At 46.8% G+C, this 18,012-nt stretch carries 19 protein-coding genes; 1 reads left to right on the top strand and 18 read right to left on the bottom strand.

Features of this window, described 5'->3' with window-relative positions:
- Positions 1-2 precede the first annotated feature (2 nt).
- From L5M51_RS16420 to L5M51_RS16390, 7 genes are all read right to left on the bottom strand, one after another.
- On the bottom strand, positions 3-539 hold the full coding sequence (locus L5M51_RS16420) for a phage tail protein (protein ID WP_113941567.1): 537 nt from the start codon (positions 537-539) through the stop codon (positions 3-5).
- 11 nt (positions 540-550) lie between these two features.
- On the bottom strand, positions 551-1,081 hold the full coding sequence (locus L5M51_RS16415; protein WP_168826978.1) for a phage tail protein: 531 nt from the start codon (positions 1,079-1,081) through the stop codon (positions 551-553).
- A gap of 12 nt (positions 1,082-1,093) precedes the next feature.
- Entirely contained in the window at positions 1,094-1,615 is a 522-nt protein-coding gene (locus L5M51_RS16410) for a phage tail protein (RefSeq protein ID WP_168826977.1), read from the bottom strand.
- Between the two features lie 84 nt (positions 1,616-1,699).
- A complete protein-coding gene (locus tag L5M51_RS16405; RefSeq protein ID WP_173497009.1) occupies positions 1,700-2,191 on the bottom strand; it encodes a GNAT family N-acetyltransferase in 492 nt (163 codons plus the stop codon).
- Positions 2,192-2,467: 276 nt separating this feature from the next.
- Positions 2,468-3,607, bottom strand: a complete 1,140-nt coding sequence (locus tag L5M51_RS16400; protein ID WP_263173775.1) for a sulfotransferase family protein — start codon at positions 3,605-3,607, stop codon at positions 2,468-2,470.
- Entirely contained in the window at positions 3,607-5,652 is a 2,046-nt protein-coding gene (locus L5M51_RS16395) for a phytanoyl-CoA dioxygenase family protein (RefSeq protein WP_263173774.1), read from the bottom strand. Before L5M51_RS16395 ends, L5M51_RS16400 begins: the two co-directional genes overlap by 1 nt.
- The gene (locus tag L5M51_RS16390; RefSeq protein ID WP_173497006.1) at positions 5,630-6,217 is read right to left on the bottom strand and encodes an aspartyl/asparaginyl beta-hydroxylase domain-containing protein; all 588 of its coding nucleotides are present in this window, start codon (positions 6,215-6,217) and stop codon (positions 5,630-5,632) included. Before L5M51_RS16390 ends, L5M51_RS16395 begins: the two co-directional genes overlap by 23 nt.
- Positions 6,218-6,377: 160 nt before the next feature.
- On the opposite strand from L5M51_RS16390, the gene yrfG reads away from it, so the two are divergent.
- On the top strand, positions 6,378-7,040 hold the full coding sequence (yrfG, locus tag L5M51_RS16385; RefSeq protein WP_113941573.1) for a GMP/IMP nucleotidase: 663 nt from the start codon (positions 6,378-6,380) through the stop codon (positions 7,038-7,040).
- A gap of 143 nt (positions 7,041-7,183) precedes the next feature.
- Here the strand turns inward: yrfG and L5M51_RS16380 are convergent, their stop codons facing one another.
- The 11 genes from L5M51_RS16380 to gspD all read right to left on the bottom strand — a co-directional run bounded on the left by L5M51_RS16380 (position 7,184) and on the right by gspD (position 18,000).
- Entirely contained in the window at positions 7,184-7,945 is a 762-nt protein-coding gene (locus L5M51_RS16380) for a type II secretion system protein N (protein ID WP_113941574.1), read from the bottom strand.
- Between the two features lie 14 nt (positions 7,946-7,959).
- Positions 7,960-8,436 (bottom strand): type II secretion system protein M, encoded by a 477-nt coding sequence (locus tag L5M51_RS16375; RefSeq protein ID WP_263173771.1) that lies wholly within the window; start codon positions 8,434-8,436, stop codon positions 7,960-7,962.
- A 1-nt stretch (position 8,437) separates the two neighbouring features.
- The gene (gspL, locus tag L5M51_RS16370) at positions 8,438-9,625 is read right to left on the bottom strand and encodes a type II secretion system protein GspL (protein WP_173242587.1); all 1,188 of its coding nucleotides are present in this window, start codon (positions 9,623-9,625) and stop codon (positions 8,438-8,440) included.
- 275 nt (positions 9,626-9,900) lie between these two features.
- Positions 9,901-10,899 (bottom strand): type II secretion system minor pseudopilin GspK, encoded by a 999-nt coding sequence (gene gspK, locus L5M51_RS16365; RefSeq protein ID WP_105251000.1) that lies wholly within the window; start codon positions 10,897-10,899, stop codon positions 9,901-9,903.
- Positions 10,896-11,678, bottom strand: coding sequence for a type II secretion system minor pseudopilin GspJ (gspJ, locus tag L5M51_RS16360; protein ID WP_105250999.1), 783 nt, complete (start codon positions 11,676-11,678; stop codon positions 10,896-10,898). Before gspJ ends, gspK begins: the two co-directional genes overlap by 4 nt.
- A complete protein-coding gene (gene gspI, locus L5M51_RS16355) occupies positions 11,659-12,027 on the bottom strand; it encodes a type II secretion system minor pseudopilin GspI (protein ID WP_263173769.1) in 369 nt (122 codons plus the stop codon). Before gspI ends, gspJ begins: the two co-directional genes overlap by 20 nt.
- Positions 12,014-12,589: a type II secretion system minor pseudopilin GspH gene (gspH, locus tag L5M51_RS16350; protein WP_113941577.1), complete on the bottom strand. Its 576-nt coding sequence runs from the start codon at positions 12,587-12,589 to the stop codon at positions 12,014-12,016. The genes gspI and gspH overlap by 14 nt, the downstream gene beginning before the upstream one ends.
- 1 nt (position 12,590) lies before the next feature.
- Positions 12,591-13,025, bottom strand: coding sequence for a type II secretion system major pseudopilin GspG (gene gspG, locus L5M51_RS16345; protein WP_105250996.1), 435 nt, complete (start codon positions 13,023-13,025; stop codon positions 12,591-12,593).
- A gap of 63 nt (positions 13,026-13,088) precedes the next feature.
- A complete protein-coding gene (gene gspF, locus L5M51_RS16340; protein ID WP_105250995.1) occupies positions 13,089-14,312 on the bottom strand; it encodes a type II secretion system inner membrane protein GspF in 1,224 nt (407 codons plus the stop codon).
- A gap of 3 nt (positions 14,313-14,315) precedes the next feature.
- On the bottom strand, positions 14,316-15,881 hold the full coding sequence (gene gspE / locus L5M51_RS16335) for a type II secretion system ATPase GspE (protein WP_263173768.1): 1,566 nt from the start codon (positions 15,879-15,881) through the stop codon (positions 14,316-14,318).
- Positions 15,874-18,000 (bottom strand): type II secretion system secretin GspD, encoded by a 2,127-nt coding sequence (gspD, locus tag L5M51_RS16330; RefSeq protein WP_263173767.1) that lies wholly within the window; start codon positions 17,998-18,000, stop codon positions 15,874-15,876. Before gspD ends, gspE begins: the two co-directional genes overlap by 8 nt.
- Positions 18,001-18,012: the final 12 nt, after the last annotated feature.

Here is an 18,012-nt window from a genome sequence, read left to right as displayed (position 1 = left end):
AATTAATTGCGTGCCGGAAATACACCATAAAGGGCAATACAATAATTCAATGCGATAAATGGCTGACGGTTTTCATGGGGTAGACCACCACCATTTAGACCTAAAGTCTGTGGTGCCATAGTGGTATTTAACGTACCTGGTGCTGCCTGCATATAGTTGACTATGCCACCACCACGTCCATCCTTCGCAAGATAGGTATTCGCTGCCGGAGAAGGCAAAGTCCCCTGATTATTCAAACCGGTCAGCGTGTGGTTGTGTGCTGGCATTTCAGTGGAGATCAGCGTCACCCCATTTTCACCAAACTGTTCGCCCCAATCCCAGGTTCTCAGCCCAGGGCCCTGACCTACACCAACTACGGTCTGCCCCTGCAAATTAGGCAATTGGAACGTGGTTGTACCATTGCCACCATAAGTAATTCCGATAATTGAAAACAACGCGGTATTACTTGCGATTGACAATATTTGGCCATTACACAGCGCCCAATTGTGGGGAGCGAAGCTGAATGGCAACAAACGGATTTCACCTATAAATGGATCCATAATTTCGCTCCTTAATTACGCGATGGGAAAATGCCTTCAATACATATGATGTAATTTATCGCTGTAGTAGGCATGATGTTATTATGTGGTTGTGTTCCCCCTGAGGCTTGCACACTGAGTGCATTCATAACTTGGGGATCGGCACCGCTAGATGGCAAAGGAGCATAAATATTATCGGTATTACTGTGGGCAAAGACATTACCCATAGGGCTAGGTGATGTGGAGGGACTTGCAGTACTCGCCGATAAACTATGGCTGTGTGAAGGTATTTGCGGCGTTAATAAGGTAACGGATTCAACACCAAACTGCTGACCGATAACACGGGGAGTCAGACCAGGGCCATTACCCTGCCCAACCGGAAGGCGACCGCGCAAATCCGGCAATTGAAATGTTGTTACCCCATCACCACCATAAGTGGTTCCGATAATTGCGAAAAGAGTGCTTTGCTCACTAATACTTAATAGCTGACCAGCGCACAACATCCAACCTCTAGGTGCAAAACTACCCGCAAAAAGACGGATATCACCGATATAAGGATCCATAGTGATTCTCCTCTAGTTACGTGAAGGGTAAATGCCTTGAGTGGCAATGCAATAATTCATTACCAGTGAAGGCTGACAATTTTCATGGGCTTGATTGCCGCCGGTACTGGATACAGTTGCAGGGTCCAACGCTTGTAAACTTGCAGCGGACCCATACAAATTGACCTCACCTGCTGCATTTTTGGCGGCAGCAATATTATTGCCTGCAAACAACGTGGTATCGCCGGCAGTAGAACTGGCCATCACAAGGTGATTGTGTACTGGCAGGTTGTTAGGTACTAGGGTTACATTTTCAACACCCGCCTTACTGCCCTGAGGCAAACCTGCACTAACATTAGGGTGAACTGGTACGCGACCACGTAAATCCGGCAACGCAAAAGTATTGATACCGTCGCCACCGTAGGTCGTACCCAAGAGTGAAAAAAGCGCTTGGTTGGTGTTGATGGGCAATAATTGCCCTGCACACAAAGTCCAATACTTAGGTGCCCAGTTGTATGGGAGAAGCTTAATTTCTCCGAGAAAAAAATCAGACATCCATGACTCCTTAATAAAAATAAACCTATCTATACATCATCTTTTTGATTACACACGCTTTCCTCTTCCCTCAAACAACACTACCTATGGTGATGGCCACGATAGCCACTCTTGGGTAGGTGATATTTCAAAAGGTAAGAAACCCAAGCGAAGATATAACTGTTTCGCACGCATATTTTGTCGATCAACACTCAGACTCACACTCGCCTCTTTTGCTTGGGCATAGGCTTTTACCGAGTCCAAAATGACTGAACCATAACCATAGCCACGAAATTGCGGTGCGATGACAAAATCGACGATATGGACACCGTTAACAGAGGGATTAAGTATGATTTTGCCAATAGAAATTGATTGATATTCAATGATTAGAGTCACCGCTTGAGGGTATTGGGCAGCGTAACTCGCTTGCTGTAAGCGGTATTGTTGTTGCACTAACAGCTCTCGTTGCTGTGGGGGAAGCGGTAATAGAGACAGTTCCGTCCTTGCAGAACAAAATAGTGAAAATACAAAAGCATCGTCATTTTTATACGCATAACGCAATGAATAGGCTTTAGGTAATACTATGTCTTCTACCATCAAATACATTCCCTGTAATAAGTAACTCTAACAGCGCTTTATAGTTCTTTAATTCGTCGTGGCAGCTCGGGGTTAACGGGCAAAACTCAACAAATCGAATGACAGGTTTAAAGAGAGACTCAGGGAAATACGTTCGCAGAATAAAAAAGGCTAACGACTTTGAAGTACATGATTGCATTTTCCATCCCTAGAATAAAAACGTTAACTTGCTGATATTTTTTAATATAGATAGTTGGCTAAAGCTAGTTCACATCACACAAAAATACAAGATTTATGTTAACCTTTAGTTTCAAAAAGGTGAAGATTAGACCAGTTACAATAACGGTGGATCTGTTCTTTTTGCTTAGCCGAAAAAAAACTTTGTTTAGATTGTGAATCTGCTACAAAGGGCTGCGTGGCTGTTTTAGAGTGTATTAACTGACATTGTTCGACTTGGCTGCACTCTTCTTTAGAGAGAGCCAACGAAAACCAGTTTGCGATTTTATTCGCTATCGCGGGTAACAACTCCTGATAATCCACGACCATCACTTGGTTACGCTGACTCATCTCTAACCCATAACCCAATAACAAGCGCAATACCTTACATTGATAATCCAGTATCGACTCCCCCTCCTCTGGTACTGATAATTCACGGAATAAAGGTCGAGACGGTTGTCGCACCATATGATATCCAGCAGACTTTTGCTGTGAGGCTAAGATCTCGACGGGGTCCCTAAGTAGCAATAACACGGGAACTTGAGGATAAAGTGATAGGATCAATGGCCAAAACTGCAAATCCCACGCATTCCATTTAATCAACAAATGCTGTTCAGGATGAAACAACTGACCTTGGGTATTAATGCAAAATATTAAAGCTGCGCGTCTTTCAGTGTCTGATAGGTTCCTATCCAATAGCACTTGAGTCAGCAAAGGCGATTCAGATAACGCCCTGCATTTAGATAACCCCGCAAAACTGCGCGACACTAAGGTAGATCCACAGCGAGAGAGGTGAAATATAAATCCGGCAGGCTGCACTTGTTCTACTAGCCCAGAAAGATTTGGCGCAGGTAACAGAGCAGTTTGGGGTTTGATCAAGGCGGACAATAACTGACCCCGCACGGCAGAAATATGCTCCGAGTAGAAAGGATGAATCGGTTTTTCTGCGGCGGACATCCACTCTAATACTCTGCGTTTAGGGTCATAGTCTGCTGGCGCCCAAAACTGGCAGAAGAGTGAATAATCCGGCTCTATCCTTTGTCGATTACCAGTATGCAAGATGGCCAGTAACGTATCATCGCCACAGTCTGGTAAGTGCCAAAAAAGCCGCAAATATTGGCAAAAGTTGGTGAGAGTCATAACCTTGCCAAGCTCCCTCAGGGCGGCTGGATTATGAACTAACAACCAATAGCGTTGCTGTTGTTCTTTAAAATCAACCATTAGGAAGCCATAGGGTAAAAGTTAATGTATTGCACCATACGCGGTAACGTCCCACGATTAGGACTGGCGCCGTGGGGCAAGGCATGGTGCCAAATGATTAAATCGCCCGCTTTAGCCGCTATAGGTTTTACTTGCCAGCGATGCCAATCCTGTTGCTGAAGCTCAATATCAGGCTTGTTCTGTTCGAGAAGCCACTCCTCTATCTTGAGATGAAATCCGGGGACACAACAGAATGCGCCTTGTTCCGCACTGGTGTCGGTTAAATAAATTAACCCTTGCGTCGCAAACTTAACGGGTAGCTGTAGTGGCATATCCCAGTGCATATCCGGACCGGGGAAATGCCAAGTTGGCGTTTCTGGTGGATTAAAGCTGACTCTATCGGTTGTCATAACTAAATCCGTTTGCTGCCACAATTGTTCAAACACTTGACGAATTTTGGGGACTTGTCGATTCGCGTCCAGTTGCGGATGGCGAAACAGTTGCAGCATGATTTTCTGCATAAACTCATGAGGTTGATACCAAGTGGTGGGATCTTGTTCATTGGCTCCTAACTGCTGCCAAATAAAATCTCGTGTTGCGGCGCATTGCTCTGCCGTGAGTACTTGCGGGATCATTAAGTAGCCTTCACTTTGCCAAAAATTGAGTTGTGACTCACTGAGTACTGCCACCGGATTTGAGTCTTCAACCTCTGCTGAATTGAAGTCTTCGACTTCTGGTACTGTGACCGATGGCATTAATCCATGGGAAATAGCGCCTAATTGCTGATTAATCCCAGCAATATCCGCGGCTGTCAGCTTGGCGATTTGCTGAATGTAAGCAACAAAAGCTGACTGATGATCGTTTTGATATAAAGCTCTTAGACCCGGCTCTAGCCCTATTCCACAAAGATCCAGCAAGGTTTTATCTAAGTGCCATTCATTAGCCAGTTCAGTGAATGGCACTCCCCGTTTGCGTAGTTGTATCTTTTGCCAAAGCCGCTGCAAATGATAAATGCCTAAGCAGCTCAGATCGTCACTCGACACCAGCACTGGTTTTTGCTCTATAACATCAAACACAAAATCGGGATGAGTACCCTGCTCATATCGAAAAGCAAGGCATGAGAGCGGCTTAAGCCAATGTTCACGTCGATATCGAGGCAGAGTGAGTTGAGATTGGTATTCGCTCAGCATGGAATTACCATAGACTTGAATGGAAGTCGTGAACTTAAGCGTTACCACACTCGGGCTGAAATCGGGCAATAGTAATGTACCAGCCAAGAAACTGCGGTCTCCACTGGCAAGCAAGCGTGCTGTTTGTAGGTTGAGCGCGAATAACGGTCCTAAATAATGCGTCTCCACAAAATCCTGCACAGTACGACACTCAAGCCAAGCGTCTAACTCAATATTTTGCGGGATGAGCACACCATCATCGGCAAGATACGCCTGTAAATGGGTAAAAATTTGCACTTGCGGCTCCTGTTGCAACAAGTGCTTCATGGTTTCGGAAAGAATTACATCAAACTTAACGACTGTATTTGGCTGCCAAAGCGTGGCATCCGCACAGACACTTTCCACCACACGATCAGCCAAATCAAAGTGTTCAATAAGCTTGGTGACTTTATCTAACGAGGCTTGATGAATGTCGAGCAAAGTCACTTGAATTTGACTCGCAGAAAATAACGGCAGCAGAGGTATTAATAACCAAGCAAAAGGTCCAGTCCCCGCATATAGGATGTTCACAATCTGCCCGGGATGAGCCTTTAGACGATCTTGTATTGCTTGATAAATCCCTTGTATGAAGACTCGGCCCCGCTCGGGATCTTCGGCACACTGCGCCGCGGTAGTGAGTGACACCGCCTTACCAAAAGGTGTATGGCTCGCCTCAGTATCCAAAAAAGACTCGGGATGTAACTCCACTGCTGCTATTTGGCACAACTGCTTCAGCATGGGATCAATGAGCCGTTTAGACTCCCCTGCTGAGGTTGACAGCAGTAGCGCATTAGCAAACTGAGTTAATACAGCTACATCCAAACTATGCCCTAATTCAAGCTCTGATCTTTGCAGCATCGATTAACTCCCTTAACCAAGTATTGACCTCGCAATCAATCACTAAATTGATCCGCGCATCCTGCCCTTTATTTTCAACCCAATGGACTTGGTCGGCATTGATATACCAAAGCTCTCCGGCCTGCATGGGTACACGTTTATCGTCCACGTAAAAGTTGAGTTGCTCATTCGTTTGCAGTGGCAAATGCAGTCTTGCCTCGCCTTGTTCTAGGCAGAGTCCTTGATCTCTATGGGGTTTGATTTCTGCCCCCGCATGTAAGCGCATCAAACGCACGGATTTCACTGGGCAGGCTAAAGATTGTAGAAAATGGCATAACGCAGGGCTCGATTCGAGTTGAGGCAAATCTTGCCAGTGCTGACCGGTAGAAATTGAGAAGGCTTGCAAGATAGGATGAGCACCGCGATACTCTGCTGCACAGCGTAAGACGAGAACATCCCAACCACCCATATAATCACGCTGATTAACATGGGGTAACCAGTCTTGTTGCAGCAAAGCATTCAACTCTTGCTGTAAACTAAGGGAGTTTGAAACTTGAGCTAATAGGGCAAAAGAACAGATATCCATATCCAACCGCTTAATTTTCAGACTAAAAATAATTAATCATCCAAGACTAGCACAAAGATTTAAGCATACAAGTGACTCGAATCATCGTCATCACTGAGTATTACGCAGTGCAACAATCAATGCTAAGCGTGATTCAGTTTTGCAAAAATAGGAAATACCCATGTTTAACTGGAAGACTATCGATACGGTTCTGCTCGATATGGATGGCACCCTATTGGATTTGCACTTCGACAATCATTTTTGGCTGAATTTAGTACCGCAGGAATTGAGTCGACAACAAGGTTTGAGCCACAACGAAGCGCAGCAATTAGTTGTGAACGCCTATGAGAAAGTCGTAGGCACGCTCGATTGGTACTGTCTCGATTATTGGCAGGAGCAACTGCAGCTCGACATTATGGGCTTGCACCGCACTTTAGTGGATCGTATTCAACTGCGCCAAGACAGCATGCCATTTTTAGCGGCGTTGGCCTCTGTAGGTAAACGGCGCATCTTAGTGACCAATGCGCATCCCAAGAGTCTTGCTCTAAAGCTTGAACATACCGAGCTAGCAGCAGGGCTCGATGACATGATTTCTAGCCACGAGACAGGTTACCCTAAGGAACACCCACAATTCTGGCTGACCTTGTTTAAACAATTCAACCTTGAACCAAGTCGCTGTCTCTTTATCGACGATAGCGAACCCATACTCAAAGCCGCTAAACTTGCTGGCGTGGGCCATCAATTGGGGATTGCTAACCCTGACAGTAAAAAACCAATCAAAGTCTTTCACGATTTTCCCGCAATTACCGACTATCACTCACTACTGACTGATCTAACGCGATAAAAAGGCTATAAAAAAGGCACCTAAGGTGCCTTCGTTTCTATGCATCGCGTTGTTTTATGATCGAACGTTTAGTCACAACCCTCGCATTACGGCCTTCACATCTGAGCACTCACATTAAGTTTAAGTGCTCATCTAAAACAGCGCTATAACCCTGGAATCCGCCCCTGATATACCACAGGGAAATAACCATCCGCACCACGCTTACCTAAAATATTCAGCGACTCACGCATATCTTCCGGTTGCTCTGCCGTTTCTTTAATCTTAGCCTCAACCTTCACCATATTGCCTTCATCTAACTGTAAAGTACCAACAATACCAAGCTGGTTCTTGGTTTCATCTGTGGCCAATTGCGCTTTGCCTTCGACACAACTCAGTCCGAGTTCAATATTACCTAGAGGATAGTTACCAAACTGATTCTTAACATTGGTTTGATTCAAAAATAGCTTACCAGACAGCTGCTCGCACCAAGGTTTACCTTGCTCTAACGTCTCGACTAATAGGCTGACTTCACCAGTGATTTCGGTCTTAAAAGGCAGTTTTGCATTGCCGAGTAAAAAGCTATCCGGCGCTTCGAAACGTAACCCCTGCGCACTTAAGCCGCCCATGGACCAAGAGATTAATCCCTTAGCGCTGACAGGTGTTGCGCGGCTGCCCACTTGAAAATCGACTTTCACTTTACCTAAAAATAGCGCCCAAGGACTCAGATCCCAACGCACTTGCTCTACCTGGCGCTGCGGCATACTTAAGGTTTCTATGCTGCCAGACCAAATACTGCCACTCACACCCGAAACACTGATATTCGCGGGCAATGGGGCTAACGCTATCGCAATCTTAGCGGGGAATAGAACGACTAAAAATATTAAATAAATCAGTACGCCTATGATGACTTTTTTTATCAAACTCACAGCTACACCTTAATTTATTGCGCTAATTGGATACGTCTCACTTTGACATAGCCAGGTACATCGGCCTCAGCCAAATCAACACTTTCGAGTGAAAGTCCTTTCTTCTGCACTAATTCACTCAAATAACCTAACAAGGCATCAAAAGGAACATCGTCCATCCACACTTGGATTTTATCGCCTTGAGGCTGCATGCGAGTAATCACTAACCCATAATTGCCCGCAGTTTGGTTAACCACTGAGCTTAAACTGCCCGACGTCGTTGGCTTAGCACCGTTCTGCTTCAAACTCGCAATTTTATTCGCCGTTTGTTTTACATAGTTCAACGTCTGTTGCTGTGCATTGAGGTTACGTAATGCATCGGCTTCAGCATTGGCAATCGGCGTCCAAACACCCCAATAAAAAATACCTATAACGAAGAATACCGAGCAAAAGCCCACTAATTGCTGCTCGCGCGATGCGAGCCCTTGCCACCAAGTCCGCAAATTATCCATCTTATTTGCTCCTCAAGGTTAAGGTACTGGTGACTTGCTCTTCACCGCTATTCATAGTGCCGCCGTCGAGTTGAAAACGACGACCGACAATCTCTTTAAACTTCTCGATCTGCGCGTAATTTTTCGCACTCACTTGCATTCGGATCTCGTTACGAGCACTTTCGAATCTTAAGCTATTAGGTTTAAGTTCAGGCACTTGCTTAAAGGCATCCTGTAAACCATCGAGCATGGCAAAAAACTCGGCACCACTACCCTGTCCCTGCAATGCACGTAACTGACTTTCCATCTGCGAACGTAGGTTAACAATGCGCGAATTTCCCGGGATCACTTGCTGATAAATGGATTCACTCTGGGCTTTAAGATCGGCAATCTGACCATTGACTTGATGTATAGTCAGCCCTTTATTCACTAAGGCCAGCACGCACGCGATGGCAATAACGATGGCCGCACTTTTCCACATCATCAACTGTTTGCTGTATTCACGCTTCGGCGTGTAAACGCCGCTCAGTAAATTCACTGGCGCATGCAAAATACCGCGGGCTAACACTAACATAGGTAGCTCAAGTGACTGCGGCTTAAGCTCGACACCCTCGAGTTGCATCTCGGTATAACTGGCAACTGAGACCTCACCTTGCACTGGCTTAAGTTGTTCTAACGCAATTGGCAACCAAGGCAGAGGTAAGCTCTGGCCCGAAGCTAATCCGGTACGCAGCAATAGCTCATTGCCAAAATTCATTGCCGCCCATTGGCACTCTTGCAATGGCAAGGCTAAACAGTCAGGCACAATGCGCTTCACTTTTAAACCCGCTTCGGTCAAACAACTCAGCCAAGTCTGCATTTGCTCATGGGCCACAGCGACCACACTTAAGGCATCACCATCACGTGGACCAACAGTAAAATGCATGGCATCGACATCATCGGCTAAGGCTTCTTCGAGCATAAAAGGCAAGGCTTTCAAGGCTTGGCGTTGGCCTTTTTCGGGCAAATGCACACTAGTGAGCGTCATTGCCGCGGCGGGCACTAACACATCGACGGGACGATTGCCCGCACGCTCAGTTAAGGTCGACAAACCTTGAGCATTGGCGAGCTCGCCAGAGGCGATAATTTCCTGTTCTTGCTCCGACCAAACGAGCCAAGAGCACGCTTGCTCTGCTGTTCTGCCTAAGCGAATAAATAGCCGTTCACTCACAGTTTTTCTCCACCAGTCCCAGTCAAGAAAGCGTGACTGAGCTCGTTGCTATTATTTTTGTCCACCAGATTCTGCCGGGTGAGCACTTCCATTATTTTCGGCCACCAACATCAAACCTTGACGGGTGAGCACTGCCATTATTTTTGCCCACCAACATCAAACCCTGCCGGGTGAGCACTGCCATTATTTTTGTCCACCAACATCAAACCCTGCCGGGTGAGCACTGCCATTATTTTTGGCCACCAACTTCAAACACTGACGGGTGAGCACTGCCATTATTTTTGGCCACCAAACTGACGGGTGAGCACTTCCATTTTATTGCCGCCGCTCTTTTTGAGCACACTTTCCATTCTAAATACGGCGTTATCAACCTTCGCCCCCGAGGCCAATAAAAAATATTGGCTATCGATGACAAAGCTCGACTTCATGGCACCTTCCCACTTGATCGATCCCATGGATGAGCTTTCATAAAAGTCATCTATCTTGGCAAAGCCATCGCCTGGGCGTTGGTTGATGATACTTTCTGCTTCGCCTACCGAAATCTGATTTTCGAGCATGCCAGCTAACAGTGCCGCTTGCTCGACTTCCAAGGTATTCACATTCAGTAATTGCCTGTCATTGCCTGGGATAACGCATACATAGGGCAAGAGTTTCAAATAGATATCTTGGGTGTATCCCATCACTGCCCGTAATTCACTGCGATGATTCATCAGCGTATTGGCCGCACGGTAAGGCACATTTCGCGCTTCGTATTCCGCATCTTCGGCACCATAAGGGCTAGCAGTGGTGTCTTCGTCGATATAATCTTTTAAGGTCTGGGTCAGACGGTCCGCACTAAAGTCGTCCATCCCTAAACTCACCAACAAGGCCTTATATTGCTTAGCCGCCAGCGGCAGCTTAGGTTGACTGTTTTCCACCTCTTTCGTGGTCACAGACAAGGCATTTAAGTTAAAACAGGCACGCATATCAGTGATCTTGCCAGCAATTTCACCGTATTCCGCCGGAAACACTACATCGGCCATGGCCCAATATTGTTGCCTGTGGACCCGACCTTCCGAGTCGTCTAAATCTTGTTTTAAAATTTTCTTCGCCAGTTCTTCGGCAGAAATCGCGTACCAATAGGCTTGATCGTACTGGGCCAAGTTCAACGTTCGACGCATGGATAACTGATTACGGCCTGTGATGTTTGTCGCGATGATCACCACCATGGCAACTATCAAGAGCACAACTATCAGTGCGACACCGCGCTGTTTAGACCGAGATTGGGTTCTCATTCGCGGCCCTCATCTTCAGGGTCACCATCACCTGGATCACCAGAACCGTCACCTGGATCGTTCCCCGAGCCATCATCGACTCCATCACCATCTTTGTCTTTATCTTTGTTCGTATCGTCCGGATTTTCGTCTTTATTATCGTCATCCTTAGACTTTTCTGGTGCAACAGCACCCAGCGGCAACAAGAACTTACGTTGGATCTTGCCTAAACCTTCAATCTCAATCTCCATGGCGATCGCTTTAGGCAACTTAGTCGCCTCGACCTTGCGCTCCCACTTGTCTTCCATGAAGAAGGAATATTCCACCGATAGCACTTTGTCGATAATCACAGTCTTAATCGGCTCGGCGCCAAACTCAGGCTCAGGATAAGGAAAATACCAACGTTCCAGCCGCCCTTCATGCACCACATACGCCACAGACTGTAAGCTGCCTCGCGGTAATAAACCGTCGGGATTTAACCAGCCTAAACGGTAAAACACTAAGGCTTCCGATTCCGAATCTAAGATATCATTGCCCGTTTGGAAGACGGTCGAACCTCGACCACCTTCGAGTAATCTTGGTGTGCGCGCCACCATTTGCGCGAGATCACGCTCAATCGCACCAAAACCTTGCTGTAGAGCTTTAAGCCGAGTTGAAAACGCGCGCGTCACTTCATCGTTAGTCAGCACTGTGCTGAGTACCGCATTAGAAGCCAAACCTATCATGGCGAAAATCGCGATGGCGATCAGCATTTCCAGCAGGGTGAATCCCCGCTGCGCACTAGTTAGTTTTAAGGACATAACTGCTCACTTGTGCGGCAATACGCTGATAACGTTCGTCTTCACTCACACTTATGCGGATCATACGAAAATTATCGTCCGTTGTTTTCACCACTTCTTTACGCCAATACCAATCCTTTCCTGCGAGCTCAACTTGACCTTCTTTTTTACCGATTTCAGGAAACTGTGGATCAAGTCTGGCATCGACCATCTGATTATCAGCCACCCATTGTGCCAAAGTGCGCGATTCCAGAATCGGCATGTTTGCCATCTGCTCGCCCAAACTTTTAGTGATAGACACGGTCGCAATCGAAAATACGGCAAGGGCCACAATCACTTCGAGTAGGGTCATGCCCTTAACGCGTTTCATCGGGGCGCCCTATGGTTAATCTGCCCAGCGCATCACCGACCACTAACGTTTCGGCCTGCTGGCCTTTGTTAGTTTTAGCGATAAACGTCAGCTCAAAAGCGCTCATTTCACCGCTCGGGAATAGCATGACCTGTGGCTCAGGGTGTTTCTTCTTATCATCGGCAGAGGGTTCAATCAGCGGTTCTTCAAACCAAGAATCGTCTTTCTCATCCTCTTGTACCAAAGGTAAACCATCGAGCACTAAGTTCAGTACAACCCCTGGCTCCATTTGCTTTTCAGATAAGAGTCTGTCTTTATCCAAAGGCTCCCACTTACCTTCTTTATAAAAAACAAACTGATAACTAGTTTTCTCAATCACAATACCAATAAACTGGCCACTTAAAACAGTTTCATCAAGCACCATTTCAGTGGCCGCAATAAACTGCCGCGCCGTTCTATCTAAGGCCTGTTGCGGCCCAGAATTACCGATAGACATAGTCACGGCCGCAGCCGTGAGCCCCATCAACAAAATCACTAGCATCACCTCCATTAAGGTGAAACCAGCGTGACGCAGCTTTAGCATCTTATTGGAAATTCTGTAAATTCCAGTTACCGATGTCATCTTCGGTACCTGGTTGACCATCGGGGCCTGCACTGAAAATATCTAACTTGCCGTTTTCGCCAGGGCTTAACAACAGGTAGTTATTGCGCCATGGATCTTCTGGCAAACGTTTTACATAACCATCTTCACGGTAGTTACGTGGCTCAGGCGAAATCGTAGGCTTTTGCACTAATGCTTCTAAGCCTTGTTCGGTCGATGGATAAACACCGTTATCTAACTTATACATATCTAAGGCATTTTCGAGTGCAACTATGTCAGACACGGCTTTTTGTTGGTCAGCCTTGTCTTTGTTACCCATCAAGTTAGGCACCACCATAGAGGCTAAAATCCCTAAAATCACGATAACAACCATCACTTCGAGTAAGGTAAAACCTTGATGTTTCTTGTTCATTTGCATCGACTACTTCTCCTAAAAAAATCCTATGCCAATCGACTTGGTCATAATCCATAAATTCAAAAATTAACCGCTAATCAAGTTATTCAAGGCTAAAATTGGCTGCAAAATTGCCATCACGATAAAGAGCACAACACACGCCATACTGACCACCAGCATAGGCTCGAATACACCCAATGCTATGTTGACGTTACCTTCGAATTCCCTGTCTTGGTTATCGGCGGCCCGCTCTAACATCTGCTCAAGTTGACCACTCTTCTCGCCCGACGCAATCATGTATAACATCATAGCCGGAAACAACTTAGTATTAGTCAACGCTGCACCTAAGCTAGTTCCTTCCCGCACGCGTGCAGTCGCATCGTCAACTGCGGCCCGCACTCGCATATTCTGCAACACTTCACTGGCGATACGCATCCCATCGAGCAAAGGCACAGAGCTTGCGGATAAGATACTTAACGTCCGCGCAAAACGCGCCGTATTTAATCCCTTACTCACGCGGCCTACAACCGGCATGCTCAATAAAAAATTATCGTACTTCATCCTAAACGCAGGTGACTTTAACATGCGCCTAAAGAGTGCGAACAGCAGCACTAAGGCGATGACCACAAACACACCATAGTTTTGAACAAAGTCAGAGGCCGAGATCAAAAATCGGGTCGAGGCGGGAAGCTCCGCGCCCATGTGCTCAAACTGTCCGACCACTTTAGGCACAACCGCTGCTAGCAGGATTGAAATCACCCCTATCGCCACTGTGGTCAAAACCGCGGGATAAATCATGGCTTGGGTCAGCTTAGATTTAAGCTGTTGGCGTCGCTCTGTGTAATCTGCTAACCGATTAAGCACCACTTCTAAGTGACCGGATTTTTCACCCGAGGCCACCATGGCACGGTATAAATCATCGAAAATATGCGGAAATTCAGCCAAGGAATCGGCCAGACTATAACCTTCTACCACCCGAGAACGTACCGCCATAATCATGCTCGCGAGACGATCTTTCTCGCACTGCTGACCAACGGCTTTAAGGGATTCTTCAATCGGTAAACCAGCGGCCACTAAGGTCGCAATTTGGCGGGTGATCAAAGCTAATTCAGCAACTGAAATGCCACGTTTGAAAAACGAAAAACTGCTGCTCTTAGCTTTGGCTTCTTTTTCAGTAACAGGCAGTATTTCCAAGGGCATCATGCGCTGATCGCGCAGTTGGCTGCGGGCGTGTCTGGCGGTATCCGCCTCAATCACACCCTTAAGCTGCTTTCCCTTGGCATCCAGTGCCTTATATTCAAATGCTGGCATAAATTACTCCTCGCGAGTCACACGTAGCACTTCTTCGAGAGTGGTGATGCCCGCGAGCACTTTGCTCATGCCATCGTGACGAATGCTCGGTACAAACTGACGAATATACTTTTCGATGGCTAACTCTCCGCGGCCGCCATGGATCAATTCACGCACATTATCGTCAACCAGTAATAGCTCATGAATACCGGTTCGACCACGGTAGCCATTGTTACCACAGGATTTACAGCCATTGGCACGGAAAATACGTCTGTCGTCATCGGCAGCTATGCCCAGCAACTCACGCTCACGCGCATCGGGCACATGCTCGATTTTACATTTAGGACAAAGGGTTCGGATCAAACGTTGAGCCAACACGCCGAGCAAACTTGAAGACACGAGGAATGGCTCAACGCCCATGTCTTGCAAACGTGTAATCGCGCCAGAGGCTGTGTTGGTATGTAGGGTTGAAATCACCATGTGGCCAGTGAGTGACGCTTGCACCGCAATTTGCGCGGTTTCGAGGTCGCGGATCTCGCCTATCATCACGACATCGGGGTCTTGACGCAAAATAGCGCGCAGACCACGAGCGAAGGTCATATCGGCCTTAGTGTTTACTTGGGTCTGACCAATACCGTCTAACTCGTATTCGATAGGGTCTTCTACTGTGAGTATGTTGGTGTCTTTGGAGTTGATCTCCGTCAGACCCGCATACAAAGTGGTACTTTTACCCGAGCCCGTAGGGCCAGTCACCAAAATGATCCCGTGAGGACGACGAATAAGATCTTCAAACTTAACGCGAATACTGTCTGTCATCCCCAATTGTTCTAAATCGAGGTTGCCAGTATTTTTATCCAGCAGACGCAGTACAACACGTTCACCGTGGCTCGATGGCATGGTCGATACCCGCACATCTACCGCACGACCTGCGATTCGCAGCGAAATACGGCCATCCTGTGGCACACGTTTTTCGGCGATATCGAGGCGAGCCATAACCTTAATCCGCGACACTAACAGCGACGACAGTTTACGGTTTGGCTTGAGGACTTCCTTGAGCACACCATCGATGCGGAAACGCACCACGAGCTGTTTCTCGTAGGTTTCGATATGGATATCCGACGCTTCTTCTTTAATCGCTTCAGATAACAAGGCATTAATCAATTTGATGATAGGCGCATCATCATCACCTTCAAGTAAGTCTTCGGTCTGCGGCAGCTCTTCGGCAAGGGTGAATAAATCCATCTCGTTGCCTATGTCTTCCATCAACTGCTGCGCTTCAGACGAGTTCGCCTGATATGCTTGAGTGAGTTTGGCCTCAAACTTTGCGACTTCGAGCTTAACCAAAGGCAAATCAACACCCGAATAACGCCGTGCTTCGAGCATAGCCGTTAACGGTGTTTTACTCGTATAAAACAAGCTTAACTCGCCCGTTTCACCCTGCGCGAGCACCACATCGTGGCGGTGTGCAAAGGCAAAAGGTAAACGCTCTTTACTGCTCGAACGAAATACCTCATCACCTTCAGCTTCAAGGCCTAGCTCATTAGAGACTTGGCTGAGGTCATCGACTTGGGATAGTTGAATTTCACTCATTGGTTTTATCTTTGTTTTTGTTTTCATCGAGCGTTTTGAGCGTTGGATCCGTTTTACGCATCTGGGTCTCTAAACCTTTACCTTCTTTATAACGCTCTAAAATCTCGTTAACTTCAGGTGGTAAATACTCAGACTGATTCCATTCATCTAGTACAGGCACTTTAGTATCAGGCATTAAGTTAACGCCACGCTCTTGCTGTTCAAGCTGTAATGCTCTGAAATAATTATATTTACGTCCAGCAATCCCTTCCATCGTGATGCCATCACGTATAATCGTTGGCTTGATGAAGATCATGAGGTTTTTCTTCGTTTTTTTGCTCGAAGAAGATTTAAACAAATGTCCTAGAATAGGGATATCACCCAAGAACGGTACTTTTTGTATACTTTCTTGTACTTCTTCGTTGATCAAACCACCGAGTACCACAATTTGACCAGAATCCGCCATAACGGTAGTGGTTAAACGACGAGTCGCGAAGGAAATATCCACGCCTGTATTACCGTTAACCCCAGAAACTTCCTGTTCAATCGTCAGCTTAACTGAGCTGCCTTCGTTGATCTGCGGCACCACTTTCAGTTTAACCCCAACCTCTTTACGCTCAACGGTTTGGAATGGGTTGCTGTTGCTCGAACTGGCGGTAGAACCTGTCAGAATAGGCACTTCGTCACCCACAATAAACGAGGCTTCTTGGTTATCTAAGGTCGTAATAGAAGGCGTTGCCAGTACGTTTGAGTTAGTGTCACTCGACACGGCTTGAATTAAGGCACCAAAGTCGCCCATGGCCACGCCCCAAGCCATACCGTTCACTTTACCTAAGGCTTGGGCGAGTAGCGTCACATCTCCGCGCTTATCTGGGTTGGTGGTCACTACGGGCTGCCCTGTATTCGGATCAATCGTCGTCACTGAAGAGCCTTTTTCCCCTTGTGCCTGCCATACACCCGCGCCAATCTCACCTATGGTTGGGCCTAAGTTATTAAACTGAGTGCCGCCGCCCGCTTTAGCCGCCCATTGCACCCCGAAGCCCACGTTATCGCCCTCAGCCACTTCCACGATAATCGCTTCAACTAACACTTGAGCACGGCGGATGTCGAGTTGATTAATCACGCTCTCGATAGTACGCATCTGATCGGGTTCAGCACTGATCACTAAGGCGTTGGTTTCAGTATGTGCCATGATATTGATTTCATTGCGGCGTTTACCACCACCCGCAGCCTGAGCGCTCGGATCTTTCTCGCCTTCCAACTTTTGGGCAAAACCAGTCAGCACTTCAACTAAATCTTCAGCTTTGGCATAACGTAGATAACGAACTTTTGTGTTACCTGTACTGGCTTGTTCGGCATCGAGACGATGGATAAGCTCAACCACACGTTGGCGGCTCTTCTCATCACCGCTCACGACCACGGCATTGATACGTTCGTCAGCAACCACTTTTGGCGCTTGTCCTGGCAATTGGGATTGGTTAGCGGTAGCACGATAAAGGGTATCGATAATTCGTACCATTTCACCCGCAGAAGCAAATTCTAACGGCACGACTTGCACCGAGGTATCGCCTTGCTTATCCACTCGACGGATAATTTCGACTAACTTGTTCACTACAGCAGCACGGCCAGACAACATCAAGACATTGGAAGGGTCGTAGTTCACTACGTTGCCGCCACCCGCATTATCATTAAGTTGACGCAATAACGGCGCTAATTGCTTAGCCTCAGTGTTATACAAGGCCACGATACGCGTCACCATTTCATCACCAAGACCAGGGTCGTTATCGTTAGCGACTCGAATTGCAGCGGTTTTGGCATCTTTGTCTTTAATGACTTTAATAACGTTATTTTCCATCTCGACGATGGCATAACCGTAAACTTGTAAGACGTTGAGGAAAAACTGGTAATACTGTTCATCGTTCAACAGATCATAACTGCGAACGTTGATTTTGCCGCGAATTGTCGGGTCAACTATGATGGTCTTATTCAGGTTTTTACCAACTATATTGATAAACTCTTGAATATCCGTGCCTTTAAAGTTGGCCGCATACTGTTCAGACCAAGCGAATTGGGAGGAGAACATGGCTGCACCCGCAACAACCCCAGCAATCAGCTTGCGTCGAATCCTTTTGTTATTCATTCTTTTTCTTTC

Origin of the sequence: Shewanella sp. SM73, from assembly GCF_025653795.1 — a bacterium.
Classification (GTDB): domain Bacteria; phylum Pseudomonadota; class Gammaproteobacteria; order Enterobacterales; family Shewanellaceae; genus Shewanella; species Shewanella oncorhynchi.
Note: the sequence above shows the minus strand (reverse complement) of the source record. Positions and strands in the feature narration are given on the sequence as shown.